The sequence below is a fragment of the Nocardia sp. NPDC049707 genome (genome assembly GCF_040674855.1).
In the GTDB taxonomy this organism is placed as follows: domain Bacteria; phylum Actinomycetota; class Actinomycetes; order Mycobacteriales; family Mycobacteriaceae; genus Nocardia.
This window is the reverse complement of sequence record NZ_JBFANN010000005.1, coordinates 192,521-205,720: the sequence shown is the minus strand read 5'-3', so window position 1 is coordinate 205,720 and position 13,200 is coordinate 192,521. Positions and strand designations below refer to the sequence as shown.

Here is a 13,200-nt window from a genome sequence, read left to right as displayed (position 1 = left end):
GGGGACTAATACTCGATGCTGGCCCGACCAGCCGTACGACCAGAGGACTGATGACCGGCTTCCTGCTACGACGCGCGTTCAACTATGTCGTGCTGTTGCTGCTGGCTTCGTTCCTGACTTTCAGTCTGGCGTCGCTGACGTTCACGCCGCTGGACAGTCTCGAACAGCGCAATCCACGTCCGCCGCAGGCGGTGATCGATGCCAAGGCCGAACAGCTGCATCTCAACGAGCCGATCCCGCAGCGCTATATCAGCTGGCTGAAGGGCATCCCGAAGGGTGACTTCGGCGAGACGCTGGCGGGACAGCCGGTCAGCGAGGAGTTGCCGCGCCGGGTGCTGGTGAGTCTGCGGCTGCTGATCATCGGTTCGGTTGTCGGTACGGTGCTCGGGGTTTTGATCGGTGCGGCGGGGGCGATCCGGCAATACAAATTCAGCGACTACTTCACCACGGTCGTGTCCCTGCTGGTGCTGAGCACACCGGTGTTCCTGCTCGCCACCTTGTTGAAATACGGTGCGCTGGAAGTGAATACGCTCACCGGATCGCAGATCTTCCTCTATACCGGCGAGACCTCGGCGAACAAGATCAACGGTTTCTTCCCGCAATTGCTCGACCGGCTCCAGCATCTGGTGCTGCCGACGGCCGGTCTGGCCCTCGGCGCGATGGCCGGTTACAGCCGCTATCAGCGCAATGCCATGCTCGATGTGCTGCAGAGCGATTTCATTCGCACCGCCCGCGCCAAGGGTCTGACCCGCAGCAAGGCGCTCTACAAGCACGGTCTGCGGACCGCACTGATCCCGATGGCGACGCTGTTCGCCTACAGCCTCGGCGGATTGATCACCGGTGCGACCTTCACCGAGAAGATCTTCGGCTGGCACGGCGTCGGTGAATGGCTGGTCAATTCGATCAATGCCCAGGACATCTACGTTGTCGTCACGGTGACGGCATTCGCCGGTCTGGTGGTGCTGGTGTCGGGTCTGCTGTCCGATGTGGTGTACGCGATCCTCGACCCCCGGGTGCGTGTGTCGTGAGTGAGCGCAGCGAACGAACCATCAACACAGCACCGTCGGGCACGACGGAGCCGAGCGCTAGCGAGGCGGAGTCGTGAGTGAGCGCAGCGAACGAACCATCAACACAGCACCGTCGGGCACGACGGAGCCGAGCGCTAGCGAGGCGCAGTCGTGACCGAAGCCGAGATCATCGTCCAAGGGGCGCCGGAGGCCGCCGCCACCGGTCGGCGCAGGCTCGTGCTGCGCCGCTTCCTGCGCAATAAGGCCGCCGTCGCCGGTGTGATCGTGCTGCTGATCCTGGTGCTGGCGTCCTATGTGCTGCCGTACTTCTGGTCCTGGGACTATCAGGAACTCGATGGCACGGCGCTGCGCAAGCCACCGAGTGCCGAACATCCTTTCGGCACCGACGCCATCGGCCACGATGTATTCGCCCAAACCCTGCGCGGAATGCAGAAATCGCTGATCATCGGCTTCTGCGTCGCCGTTATCAGCACCACGATCGCGGCGCTGACCGGTTCGATCGCCGGACTCATCGGCGGTTTCACCGATCGGGCCATCATGTGGCTGGTCGATCTGCTGCTGGTGGTGCCGAGCTTCATCATCGTCGCGCTTTTCGCGCCGAAGACGAAGGGCAGCGGGTCCATCCTGCTGCTGATCCTGCTGCTGAGTGTGTTCGGCTGGATGATCAGTGCGCGCATTGTGCGCGGCCTGACCATGAGTCTGCGCGAACGCGAATTCGTCAAGGCCGCACGGTATATGGGCGCGCCGACCAGGACGGTGATCCTGAGCCATATCCTGCCGAATATCGCCTCGATCCTGATCATCGATACCACGCTGTCGGTGGGCGCGTCGATCATGGCCGAAACCGGTTTGAGCTTCCTCGGATTCGGCGTGCAGTCGCCGGACGTCTCGCTCGGCACGCTGATCGCGTCGGGCACCGCGTCGGCGCTCACCTTCCCCTGGCTGTTCATGTTCGCCGGTGGACTGCTGATCGTCATCGTGCTTTCGGCGAATCTGATCGGTGACGGATTGCGTGACGCATTCGATCCCAGTGCCAAACGGGCTCGTTCGCGCAAGAAGGCTGGGTCGGAAAAGAAGACTGGGTCGGAAAAGAAGGTAGCGGCATGACGGACCCAGCGGATCAGGTCACCAACGAAAAGAACTCCACCGCACCGCTGTTGGAGGTCTCCGACCTGCGGGTTTCCTTCCCCAGCGAGGAGGGCCGCATCGACGCCGTGCGCGGGGTGAACTACACCGTCTCCGATGGCGAAGTGCTCGCCATCGTCGGCGAATCCGGATCCGGTAAGTCGGTGTCCTCGCTCGCGGTGATCGGCTTGCTGCCGGAGCAGGCGCGAATCAACGGTTCCATCCGGCTGCGCGGCCGCGAACTGCTCGGGCTCGGCGATCGCCAGATGTCCAAGCTGCGTGGGCGTTCCATCAGCATGGTGTTCCAGGACCCGCTCTCGGCGCTGACGCCGGTGTATCGGGTCGGCGATCAGGTCGCCGAAGCCCTACTCGCACATACGGATATGACCAGTCGAGAGGCCTCCGCGCGGGCCGTCGAACTGCTGGATCTGGTCGGTATTCCGGAACCGGAATTGCGCGCCAAGGCATTTCCGCACGAGTTCTCCGGCGGTATGCGTCAGCGCGTGGTCATCGCCATGGCCATTGCCAATGATCCCGCGCTGATCATCTGCGATGAGCCGACCACCGCACTCGATGTCACGGTGCAGAAGCAGATCCTGAACCTGTTGCGCAAGGCCCGCGATATCACGGGCGCTGGCGTCATCATGATCACCCACGATATGGGCATCGCCGCCACGCTCGCCGATCGGGTCGCGGTGATGTATGCCGGGAAGATCGTCGAAACCGCGCCGACGGCAGAGCTTTTCGCCGCACCGCGGATGCCGTACACGGTCGGCCTGCTCGGCTCGATTCCGCGCATGGACGGTCCGCCGCGCAGCCCACTGATCCCGATCGTCGGCGCACCGCCCGCCATGCACGCACTGCCGCCGGGCTGCTCGTTCGCACCGCGCTGCCCCATCGCGATCGATGACTGCCGGGTGGCCGAGCCGCCGTTGGAGAAGACCGATCCGGGCCATTCGGCCGCCTGCATCCGCACCGCAGAAGTCACGGCCGCCGATCTGTTCGCGGCCTACCGCCAGGAAATTCCGGAGCCGAGCGCCGAAGCGGATACCGATGAGCGGGTGGTGCTGCGGGTTTCGGATCTGGTGAAGACCTATCCGATCACCTCGGGTGTGGTGTTCAAGCGCCGCAAGGGTGAGGTCCGCGCCGTCGACGGCATCAGCTTCGAGGTGCGGGCCGGACGCACATTGGCGCTGGTCGGCGAGTCCGGATCCGGAAAATCCACCACACTCACCCAGATTCTCGACCTGGTGCAGCCGCAAGCGGGCAGCATCGAGATCATGGGCAGCGATATCGCGACCCTGACCAAGGCACGCAAGCGGGAGATACGCCGGAAGATGCAGATCGTCTTCCAGGATCCGACTGCCGCACTGGATCCGCGGCTGCCGATCTTCGACGTACTCGCCGAACCGATGCGCATCGATGGCCGGCCCCGCAACGAAATCGCCAAGCGGGTACCGCAATTGCTCGAACAGGTCGGTCTGCGGACCGAACACGCCGACCGCTATCCCGCGGACTTCTCCGGCGGCCAGAAACAACGCATCAGCATTGCCCGTGCGCTGGCGCTGGATCCGGAAATTCTGGTACTCGACGAACCGGTGTCGTCACTGGATGTGTCGATCCAGGCGGGTGTGCTGAATCTGCTGCGCAACCTGCAGACCGAACACGGTTTGTCCTATCTGTTCGTCTCGCACGATCTTTCGGTGGTTCGCAATCTGGCCCACGATATCGCGGTCATGTATCGCGGGAAGATCGTCGAGGCCGGGCCCGCCGAACAGATCTTCGACCGTCCCAGCAACGACTACACCCGGGCGTTGATCGATGCGGTCCCGGTGCCGGTCGTCAGCCGATAGAGGGAGAGCACGATGCGATCGAGAACCCGAACCAAATGGGCGGCACCGGTGGTCGCGCTCGGTCTGATCGCGGCGGGCTGTGCTTCAGGCGGCGATTCGACGGCGGGGCTGTCGGATACCCTCGGCACCACCAATGACATCAACCCCATGAGCGTCGACGCAGTCCGCGACGGCGGAAATCTGCGCCTGACGACCACGTCGTTTCCGGCCAACTGGAACACCCTGTCCAATGACGGCAACGACGGCGAGATAGCCGATATCGAACGGCCGCTGATGCCGCGCTCGTTCAATACCGACGCCGCGGGCACATTGTCCATCAACAAGGACTATTTCACCGATATCGCGCTGACGAACACCAACCCGCAGCAGGTCACCTACACGATCAATCCGCGGGCCGTCTGGTCCGACGGCAATCCGATCACCTGGGAAGACATCAAATCCGAGGCCAATGCGCTCAGCGGTAGAGACAAGCGGTTCCTGATCGCCATCACCAACGGCTTCGAATTCGTGGACAAGGTGGAGCGCGGCGTAGACGATCGTCAGGCCATCCTGACCTTCAGCCACCCCTACGCCGAATGGCGCGGCCAGTTCGCCGGCAATGCTTCGCTGTTCCCGAAATCCGTTACCGCCGACCCGGATTCGTTCAACAAAAGCCTGGCCGATGCGATGGGGCCGAGCGCAGGGCCGTTCCAGGTCGTCGCGACCGACCGGTCGCAGGGCCGAATCGTGCTCGGCCACAACCCGAAATGGTGGGGCGCCAAGCCCAAGCTCGACACCATCACCTACAGCGTGCTCGACCATTCCGCCTGGACGACGGCACTACAGAACAACGAACTCGACCTGGTGCAGCTGACCACGGTCGACGACGTCCAGACGGTGCGCAATACCGGCGGCCTCGCGGTGCGCCGCGCACCGGGTAATCGCTGGCGCCACATCACCTTCAATGGCGCGCCGGGGTCCATCCTGTCCGATGCCAAGGTGCGCGTCGCCATTTCGCGGGCCATCGATCGGCAGGCGATCGTCAGCGCGATTCAGAACGGGCTGGTGGAGAATCCGAAGCCGCTGAACAATCACATCTTCCTGCAGGGTCAGGCGGGCTACCAGGACAATAGCCTCGGCTTCGATCCGACCGCCGCGGCCCGCGAGCTCGACCAGGCGGGGTGGAAGCTCAACGGCAATGTGCGGGAGAAGGACGGGCGCAAGCTCGTCATCCGCGATGTCATGTACAACGACCCGACCTGGGTGCAGATCGCCCAGATCATCCAGCAGAACCTCGCCGAAATCGGGGTGGGGCTGACCATCGACACCAGGCCGGGCGCCGGTTATTTCACCGATGTCATCCAGCCGGGTGATTTCGATGCCGCGCAGTTCATCTGGTCCGGTGATGCGTTCGCGTTCAGCAGTATTCGCCAGGCGTACTACTACGACCCGAATGATCTGCAGGGCAATTACGCCCGCGTCGGTTCGCCGGAGCTCAATGCCCTGATCGATCGCACCCTGTCGGAGCTGGATCCGGCGAAGGCGCTCGATCTGGCCAATGAGGTGGATCGCAAGGTGTTCGAGGAGGGTCATTCGCTGCCGCTGATGCAGAGCGACGGCAGCTTCGGCGTCCGCGCGAATCTCGCCAATATCGGTTCTCCCGGCCTCGCGTCCTACGACTACACCAAGATCGGATTCGTCAAATGACAACAGCACGTATCGCCCGGCAGCGCCGGGTGGGAATGCGGATCGCGGCACCCGCCGTCGCCATAGCGCTGATTCTGACCGGGTGTGGCTCGGGCAATGACGTAACGGCGGGTTCCAGCTCGATCGGCACGGCCAACGACATCAATCCGAAGGATCTGAGCGAACTGCGCGACGGCGGGAATCTGCGGCTGGCGCTGACGAACTTCCCGGCGACCTTCAATGCCTCGCATATCGACTCCGACGGCGAGGTCTCCGATCTGGTTTCGTGGGCGCTGCCGGGCTCGCTCAAATCCGATGCGGCGGGCGATATCACCACCGACACCGACTATTTCACCGAGATCAAACTCACCAAAACGAATCCGCAGACGATCGTCTACACGATCAATCCCAAGGCGGTCTGGACCGACGGGACGCCCATCACCTGGGAAGATCTGAAATCCCAAGCCGAGGCGCTCAGCGGACGCAACCCGGCCTTCCAGGTGGCGGCAACCCAGGGCTACGCGCAGATCGGCACGGTGGAACGCGGTGTCGACGACCGGCAGGCGATCGTCACCATGGCCAAGCACTATGCGGAATGGCAGGGCATCTTCAGCCCGTTGTACCCCAAGGCGTCGACCGCGACCCCGCAGGCCTTCGACGACGTGAACCGCAATGGGCTGCCGGTTTCGGCGGGGCCGTTCATGATCACGTCGATCGATAAGGCACAGCAGCGCATCGTATTGAGCCGCAATCCGAAATGGTGGGGTGATACGCCGAAGCTGGATACGGTCACCTACAGCGTGCTCGACTACTCCGCGCGGCTGAACGCACTGCAGAACAACGAACTGGATTCGGCGACGGTATCGGGCATCGATGAGGTCAAGGCCGCCTCGAACGCGCCCGGCATCACGGTGCGTCGCGCGCCAGGGTCGCGGTTCTCGCACTTCACCTTCAATGGCGCGCCCGGCTCGATCCTCGCGGATCCGAAACTGCGCGTTGCCATTTCGAAGGGTATCGACCGGCAGGCCATCGCGACCTCGGCGCAGCAGGGGGTCGTGGTCGACCCCAAGCCGCTCAACAACCACATCTTCATGGTTGGTCAGAAGGGCTATCAGGACAATGCGGCAGCGGTGGCCTACAACCCCGAACAGGCCGCCAAAGAACTCGATGATCTCGGATGGAAGCTCAACGGTGATGTCCGCGAGAAGGACGGCCGCAAGCTGGAAATCCGCGATGTGATGTATCAGCAGGAGAGCTGGGTGCAGATGGCGCAGATCGCACAGCAGAACCTGGCGAAGATCGGCGTCAAACTGATCATCCAAACCTACCCGGGCAATGGGCTTTTCACCGATGTGGTCGACCCGGGCAACTTCGATATCGTCCAATTCACCTGGAGCGGTGGCATTCTCCCGCTCGGTGCGCTGCCCCAGATCTACGCCTACGACCCGGCCAATACGCTGAGCAATAAGGGCAAGATCGGCTCGCCCGAACTGAACGCCTTGATCGAGCGGACAATCGCCGAACTGGACCCCCAGAAGGCGATCGAGCTGGCGAACGAATGCGACAAGATGATCTTCGAGGAGGGCTTCTCGCTGCCCATCGTGCAGTCCGCGGGCACCGTGGCGGCGCGTGCCGAGTTGGCCAATTACGGCGCCTTCGGTCTGGCATCGGAGGATTACACCAAAGTCGGCTTCCTGAAGTGAAAATCGGACCGGGCCACCCCCTGGCCTATCCGGTCTGCGTGACGATCGGCGCCCTGGTTGTTTGTCTGGCCTGGGCGCCGTTCGGCGACTTGGACCAGGTGGCCGCGTTGGCGACCGTTGCGCTCGGAATTCTGGGCTATACGGGTTTTCAGCTCGCCAGGGCGTTGGGCTTGCTGCCGAATGGTTTGGCGGATATCGGCCCGCGCCGGGATACATCTGGCAGCGGAATGAACGGCGGCACAGGGAGTTCGGATACCGATAGCAGCGGCGCGCAACGCGGAGATGCCGCACGCACCGTGGAGATCAAGCGGGTGCGCCAGCAACATCGACTTGTCAGCCGCGGCTGGCTCGAGATCACCGAAAACTATCGGACTCGCTGGCTGCCGGTGTTTTTCGAGCCCGCGCTGCTCGCCATGACAGCGGCCGAGGCCGAGGTGACCGCCCGATCCGTCGATACCGCCACCCTGCACTTCTACCCATCCGGAAAGGCACGCACCTCCGAACCTCCCGGCCGCCTGATCGACAACCCTTCCCGCCCTGATCCCGACGCCCCGATCCTCGCCACCGACTCCGCTCGGGTCCGCCGCCGCCTGCTGCTCGACGCCCAATCCACCGTCGCCGCCCCCTTCGTAGCCCTGATGTGGGTCTACGTAGCCGCAGGCGGGTTCACCGCCTTCCTCGCCGCCACCTCGGTAGCCGCCGCAACCGCCATCTGGCTCGCCGCCATCCGGGGCTCCGACCCCAGCTGACCTGCGCTGCCCGAGGTGTTTCGGTGGGTCAGGTCACCTCGGCCCATTCGCGGACGGCGTTGGCGAAACGTGCCATCAGCTCCACGGACATCGGTGGCCCGACGAGCAGTTCCGTCCGAGGTCCACGCAGGCCGCGCGCCTCGGCGGCCAGCAGTTCGCCACGCCGCCGTTCGCGGAGCACCCGAGCGCGGATCTCATAGACGCCGCACCCCTTCGGAATCCGCCGAGGCCAGAGCAACACGGCAACGAGCGTGATCAGCAGCGCGACAGCACCGGCAATACACACTCCGATCACAAAATCCGCCCAATCACCTACCATCGGTCGCCCCCGACACGCAGGCATGACAGCCGCCACGCCAATGCGCGAGAGCGCTTCGAGCCATGGGCCGGCTTCGCGGAACGTCGTCTATCCACCCGTCCTCGCCGAGTGTCGCGATCCCATCCGCTCGATCGACCCATATAGGCGCGTCATCCGACCGGGCAAGCGCACGTTTCGCGTCGCGGTCCTCATCCCACAGGGCGCGCAACTGATCAAGGCTGAGCACAAATCACCGCCCGATCGTCAAGGGTGATCACATGATTGGCGGCGACGCGCATCCGCTTGCGCGCAATCAGGTGCCGATCGTCGAGGACCGGTGCGCCGATCCAGCGACAGCGCCCGGCACCGGTGCCCGCATGATGTCCGATCCTGCCGTCCACATACGGGGCGAGCCCGGCGCAATGCTCCTGGTCAGGGCATCGCACCTGCGCAAGCGCTCCATACGGTGTGCGGTCGGTCGTCGACCACGCCCCGCACTGCGACAGATAGACGGAGGCGATACGGCGCGTCATCGCGCGACCCGCCCACATGTCGCGAAAGCGCGCAGGCCCAGACCACTGATCTGGTATCGGCTCGACCGTGAACCGCCGGGAGCGACAAGCCCCCGTGACCGCAGCACCGATATCGCCCAGCGGGTCTGGTGCGGCGTGAGCCGCCCGCCCCGCGCGATCTGCTCGACCGTGAGCAGGCCGCCCGGCGCGAGAACAGCGAGCACAGCGGCTTGGGGTTCGGTCATTTCAACGTTGTTCGGCATCTGCCGACCTCCGGTACGTCGACTGTGGCTGAGGTGCGCCCGGCCCCTGAAACAAAACCCCGATGATGGGAAAGGAGTTGTCTCTCCGGGCGCACATACAGCTCAGCACCTGGGATACGCCGGGTCGATACGTACAGCGAATATTCATGACAAATACTTCGAATCGCCAGCAGGCAACTCATGGTGAATGACAGAATTATTCAAGACAGATGTAACCCCAGGTCGGAGGCATAGGCGCATGGCGGAATCGACAGAATCGGCAGGCTCGACAGTCCCTCGCCGACAACTAGGCCGACACCTACGGGAGCTGCGCACTTCCGTTGGCCTCACGATCGAGGCAGCGGCAGATCTGATGCAGTGGAGTTTTGCCATGCTGCAAAGAATCGAGAAGGGGCAAGTCGACAAGGTTCGCGACGTCGACGTCAAGGAACTCTGCCGGATCTATCAGGCCGAGCCAGGCGAGGTCGAGGGGTTGATCGGACTCGCGCGCCAAGCCAACGCGCCCGAGTGGTGGCATGCCTACGGAAACGTCATCCCCGACAAGTTCGACGTATACATGGGCTTGGAGAACTCGGCGAAGCGACTGACGCTATACCAGTCCGAGTTGGTGCCAGGTCTTCTTCAGACGCCACGATATGCGCGGACACAGATCCCTGTCGGGCTGCCCGGTGAGCCTCCATCGGAGATCGAGAGACGAGTCCAGCTACGGATTAAGCGTCAGTCGCTCGTCAGCCGATCCGTCGAACCTCTCCAGCTGGACGTGGTGATCCACGAATCCGTGCTGCGAACAGTGATCGGTTCCAGAGAGATCATGGCGGAACAGCTCAAAGCGCTGGCCGATGCAAGTACCCGCCCGAACGTCAGCCTGCGAATCTTGCCGTTCGAAGCTGGGTACCCCACGGGAAACCAGATCGGACCGTTCACCATCATGGAATTCGGAACGGACCGCAAGGGACGGCCTCTCGAGCCCCCAGTGGTGTACATCGAAGGCTTCACAGGCGCGCTCTACATTGATCGACCCAAAACCGTCCAGCACTATAGTGACGCATACGAGGTGGTCAAGCGTGCCGCGCTCGACACCCAGGCAAGCCGGAGGCTTCTCCGGGAGTTAGCGAAGGAGTTTGGACGTGAACAGTGACCTGTCCGGGGCGCGGTGGTTCAAGAGCAGCCACAGCGGATCAAGCCAGGATTGCGTAGAGGTCGCATTCCTCGACGGGGGCATGGTCGGCGTCCGCGACTCCAAGAACCCGACCGGCCCTGCGCTCGTCTTCACCCCATCCGAGTGGCAAGCGTTCGCCGCTGGCGTAAGCGATGGCGAGTTCAACCGGCCGTAGGACTTCTGCGACGATTCAGCACGCCGCGTTGGACGCTGTGGCGAGTGGAAATATGTTGCGGCAGATAGCGAAGGAGCACGCCGAGTGACCAGCGATTTGTCCGGCGCGAAGTGGTTCAAGAGCAGCCGCAGCGGTGGAGGCAAGGAGTGCGTAGAGGTTGCACATCTTGACGGGGGCATGGTCGGTGTTCGCGACTCCAAGAACCCGACCGGTCCGGCGCTCGTCTTCACCCCTGGCGAGTGGGATGCGTTCACCGCTGGCGTGAACGATGGCGAGTTCAATCGGCCGTAGCGCCGCCACAATAACGGCCCGGCTCTCTGACCTCACTGGTCAGGTGAGCCGGGCCGTTTTCGTTTGGCAGTCACCATGGCGCCGGGGCAGCGCCCGGTGCGTCCGACAGGTCTGGGCTTGGTCGAACCGGCGCCCAACCCCGGCCCAGCCCGCCCGGACCGGGCGACCGGATCTGCCACGGTAGCGTGAAACTCTGTGTGATGGGGATTGACCAATGCTGAGGCCCGCCTGTGCCTGCGAGCCGCGCGTCCAGAGGATCCTCTATGGGGTTCGACCAATTCCTCGAGCCGCGCCACGCTCTATTTGCGCTTCGATGCCGTCGAGCAGATAGTTCAAGCTGCGGGTGAACGTGCCGTCCCAGTCGTCGTCGAGCATGTAGCCGTGCGCGGCGAGAGTCGGGTAGCGGTCGCTGTGCGCGGAAAGGTGTTGCTGCGCCTGTTCTCGCTCCTCGGCGGGCATATGCCAGCCGGCACGCGATACCGCCGAGCCGATCACATGGTTGTACAGCCCCCAGGTCGCCGCAGCCAGGTGTGCGTCGGTGAGCCCGGCGCGAAGCAGTGACGCCTGCAGAAACTCCATGCGCGCCAAAATATTGGGGCCGATCATGGGACGTCCCACCAAGGCGGTCGACCACCGGTGCCGCAACATCACCGTGCGCCAGCCGGTGAGAACGAAGGTGATTTCGCCGCGCCAACCCTCAGTGTGCTCGGGCAGGGGCACCTCACCGTAGATGGCGTCGAGGCACAGGTCGAGAACATCATCCTTGGTGTCGACGTGCCAATACAGAGTCGTCGAGCCGTGTCCCAGCCGTTCGGCCAACCGTCGCATGGTCAGTCGTTCGATGCCTTCGCTGTCGAGTAGCGCGAGGGCTTCGTCGACGATACGTGCCCGGTTGAGTGTCGGTTCGTCCCGTGGTGTGGGTGCAGGTTTGAGCCAGACGTTGCGTGCGGCCGCGTCGGCCCTTCGCCCTCCCTTCGCCCTATTTCGTGTGATCTGCATCTCATTCACGGCCGAGCTCATGCCCCCACTCTAGTACCGTTGATCTATTGCTAGACCAACGTTCTAGAACTAGACCAGCGTTCGAGAGGCAGGCATGGAACACGTAGAAAGACCAGGTAGGCGGTCGCCGCCGCGCTGGTTCGGCACCACGGTCCGGCGATCGCGGCCGATTCGGCGACGGTGCCGGGCTTTTCGGTGGCGCTGACGGTGGCCGTCGGTTTTCTGATCGCGGCCGCGCTGATCGGATGGCTGACCCTCGGCTCGAGCAAGGCCTAGTCGACGACCGACTTCGCCGGAAGGGAGCCGAAGACGCTACCGAACTGAATGCACCGAAATCACAAATCCATCTGTCCTATCAAGGAGCAACAGTGCAAACCAGCATCGGCAACTCATCACCGGTCACCGTCGTCGACGGCTACGTCCCAGTGATCGATTTGTCCTCGAAGCACACCACTGACGGCCGCGCGGCGATAGCTCAGGCGATCGGCACCGCGTGTGAGTCCTCTGGGTTCTTCGTCATCGTCGGACACGGTGTCGTACCGGACCTCATCGACCGCATGTACGCGACCACGCTGGAGTTCTTCCAGCTTCCTCGCCTGGAGAAGGACCGAGTCTTGGCCACCACCGAGACAGGGGGACTGCGGTATCAGGCGGGCAGCGCCGCCAAGAGCATCGGCCACGACACTCCCTCTGACCTCTGCGAGATCTTCAGCTGCAACGTTCTCGGTGATCGCCGCCCCGAGTTCCGGGCACAGTTCGCAGATGACACCCTGCCGTGGACCAGGTCCAATCTCTGGCCGCGCACTCCAGATGGTTTTCGCGAGACCTGGTCGAAATACACCCACGCCATGGAGCGATTGGCCGCAGACCTGATGGAACTGTTCGCGCTGGCCCTCGGCCTGGATCCCATGTTCTTCGCCGACAAGATCGATCAGCACATTTCCACCATCGTCGCGAACTACTACTACCCCCCGACCGGCACACCGCTGCCCGGTCAGCTACGCAAAGGAGAACACACAGACTGGGGCAGCCTCACCATTCTCTACCAGGACGATATCGGCGGCCTCCAGGTACGCCACGGCGACAACTGGAGAGACGTGCCGTTCGTCCCGAACAGCTTCGTCATCAACATCGGTGACATGATGGCCTTCTGGACCGGCGGCCGATGGGTCTCCACGCTGCACCGGGTGTGCAACCCTCCGCAGGGCAGTTCCAACTGCCGGGTATCCATACCGTTCTTCCACCTCCCCAACCACGACGCGCGCATCGAGCCGCTGCCCCGATTCGACTCTGCCCCGCAGGAACCGAGCTCGGGCACCACACCAGGGCAGTGGTACCTGGAAAAGATGGCAGCGATCTACTCCTGATCCGACCGCGCGC

General features: G+C 63.5%; 13 protein-coding genes. 10 read left to right on the top strand and 3 right to left on the bottom strand.

The window, feature by feature from the left end:
• The first annotated feature begins 50 nt into the window (after positions 1 to 50).
• The 6 genes from AB0J29_RS08055 to AB0J29_RS08030 all read left to right on the top strand — a co-directional run bounded on the left by AB0J29_RS08055 (position 51) and on the right by AB0J29_RS08030 (position 8,123).
• Positions 51 to 1,028 carry an ABC transporter permease gene (locus tag AB0J29_RS08055; RefSeq protein WP_364781129.1) on the top strand — a complete coding sequence of 326 codons (978 nt, stop codon included), beginning with the start codon at positions 51 to 53 and terminating at the stop codon, positions 1,026 to 1,028.
• 150 nt (positions 1,029 to 1,178) lie between these two features.
• Positions 1,179 to 2,135 carry an ABC transporter permease gene (locus tag AB0J29_RS08050; RefSeq protein ID WP_364781126.1) on the top strand — a complete coding sequence of 319 codons (957 nt, stop codon included), beginning with the start codon at positions 1,179 to 1,181 and terminating at the stop codon, positions 2,133 to 2,135.
• Entirely contained in the window at positions 2,132 to 4,006 is a 1,875-nt protein-coding gene (locus tag AB0J29_RS08045) for an ABC transporter ATP-binding protein (protein WP_364781123.1), read from the top strand. Before AB0J29_RS08050 ends, AB0J29_RS08045 begins: the two co-directional genes overlap by 4 nt.
• Positions 4,007 to 4,018: 12 nt before the next feature.
• The gene (locus tag AB0J29_RS08040; protein ID WP_364781120.1) at positions 4,019 to 5,692 is read left to right on the top strand and encodes an ABC transporter family substrate-binding protein; all 1,674 of its coding nucleotides are present in this window, start codon (positions 4,019 to 4,021) and stop codon (positions 5,690 to 5,692) included.
• Positions 5,689 to 7,374: an ABC transporter family substrate-binding protein gene (locus AB0J29_RS08035; RefSeq protein WP_364781117.1), complete on the top strand. Its 1,686-nt coding sequence runs from the start codon at positions 5,689 to 5,691 to the stop codon at positions 7,372 to 7,374. Before AB0J29_RS08040 ends, AB0J29_RS08035 begins: the two co-directional genes overlap by 4 nt.
• Positions 7,371 to 8,123 carry a hypothetical protein gene (locus AB0J29_RS08030; protein ID WP_364781114.1) on the top strand — a complete coding sequence of 251 codons (753 nt, stop codon included), beginning with the start codon at positions 7,371 to 7,373 and terminating at the stop codon, positions 8,121 to 8,123. Before AB0J29_RS08035 ends, AB0J29_RS08030 begins: the two co-directional genes overlap by 4 nt.
• A 28-nt stretch (positions 8,124 to 8,151) precedes the next feature.
• On the opposite strand, the gene AB0J29_RS08025 is transcribed toward AB0J29_RS08030, so the two are convergent.
• Together AB0J29_RS08025 and AB0J29_RS08020 are read right to left on the bottom strand one after the other, a co-directional pair.
• Positions 8,152 to 8,442: a hypothetical protein gene (locus AB0J29_RS08025; protein WP_364781111.1), complete on the bottom strand. Its 291-nt coding sequence runs from the start codon at positions 8,440 to 8,442 to the stop codon at positions 8,152 to 8,154.
• 508 nt (positions 8,443 to 8,950) lie between these two features.
• Positions 8,951 to 9,196 carry a helix-turn-helix domain-containing protein gene (locus tag AB0J29_RS08020; protein WP_364781108.1) on the bottom strand — a complete coding sequence of 82 codons (246 nt, stop codon included), beginning with the start codon at positions 9,194 to 9,196 and terminating at the stop codon, positions 8,951 to 8,953.
• Positions 9,197 to 9,383: 187 nt separating this feature from the next.
• Between AB0J29_RS08020 and AB0J29_RS08015 the strand changes: the two genes are divergently transcribed.
• From AB0J29_RS08015 to AB0J29_RS08005, 3 genes are all read left to right on the top strand, one after another.
• Complete coding sequence (locus AB0J29_RS08015; RefSeq protein ID WP_364781105.1) at positions 9,384 to 10,334, top strand: helix-turn-helix transcriptional regulator; 951 nt, start codon at positions 9,384 to 9,386, stop codon at positions 10,332 to 10,334.
• On the top strand, positions 10,324 to 10,530 hold the full coding sequence (locus AB0J29_RS08010) for a DUF397 domain-containing protein (RefSeq protein WP_364781102.1): 207 nt from the start codon (positions 10,324 to 10,326) through the stop codon (positions 10,528 to 10,530). Before AB0J29_RS08015 ends, AB0J29_RS08010 begins: the two co-directional genes overlap by 11 nt.
• An 84-nt stretch (positions 10,531 to 10,614) precedes the next feature.
• Positions 10,615 to 10,821 carry a DUF397 domain-containing protein gene (locus AB0J29_RS08005; RefSeq protein WP_364781099.1) on the top strand — a complete coding sequence of 69 codons (207 nt, stop codon included), beginning with the start codon at positions 10,615 to 10,617 and terminating at the stop codon, positions 10,819 to 10,821.
• 261 nt (positions 10,822 to 11,082) lie between these two features.
• Here the strand turns inward: AB0J29_RS08005 and AB0J29_RS08000 are convergent, their stop codons facing one another.
• Positions 11,083 to 11,841 (bottom strand): TetR/AcrR family transcriptional regulator C-terminal domain-containing protein, encoded by a 759-nt coding sequence (locus tag AB0J29_RS08000; RefSeq protein ID WP_364781096.1) that lies wholly within the window; start codon positions 11,839 to 11,841, stop codon positions 11,083 to 11,085.
• 347 nt (positions 11,842 to 12,188) lie between these two features.
• Between AB0J29_RS08000 and AB0J29_RS07995 the strand changes: the two genes are divergently transcribed.
• A complete protein-coding gene (locus AB0J29_RS07995; protein WP_364781093.1) occupies positions 12,189 to 13,187 on the top strand; it encodes a 2OG-Fe(II) oxygenase family protein in 999 nt (332 codons plus the stop codon).
• The last annotated feature ends 13 nt before the right edge of the window (positions 13,188 to 13,200 follow it).

Excerpts from the sequence above, each read along its gene's own strand:
- AB0J29_RS08055 (WP_364781129.1), top strand. The coding sequence starts at position 51 with ATGACCGGCTTCCTGCTACGACGCGCGTTCAACTATGTCGTGCTGTTG.
- AB0J29_RS08045 (WP_364781123.1), top strand. The coding sequence starts at position 2,132 with ATGACGGACCCAGCGGATCAGGTCACCAACGAAAAGAACTCCACCGCA.
- AB0J29_RS08040 (WP_364781120.1), top strand. The coding sequence starts at position 4,019 with ATGCGATCGAGAACCCGAACCAAATGGGCGGCACCGGTGGTCGCGCTC.
- AB0J29_RS08035 (WP_364781117.1), top strand. The coding sequence starts at position 5,689 with ATGACAACAGCACGTATCGCCCGGCAGCGCCGGGTGGGAATGCGGATC.
- AB0J29_RS08025 (WP_364781111.1), bottom strand. The coding sequence starts at position 8,442 with ATGGTAGGTGATTGGGCGGATTTTGTGATCGGAGTGTGTATTGCCGGT.
- AB0J29_RS08020 (WP_364781108.1), bottom strand. The coding sequence starts at position 9,196 with ATGCCGAACAACGTTGAAATGACCGAACCCCAAGCCGCTGTGCTCGCT.
- AB0J29_RS08015 (WP_364781105.1), top strand. The coding sequence starts at position 9,384 with ATGACAGAATTATTCAAGACAGATGTAACCCCAGGTCGGAGGCATAGG.
- AB0J29_RS08000 (WP_364781096.1), bottom strand. The coding sequence starts at position 11,841 with ATGAGCTCGGCCGTGAATGAGATGCAGATCACACGAAATAGGGCGAAG.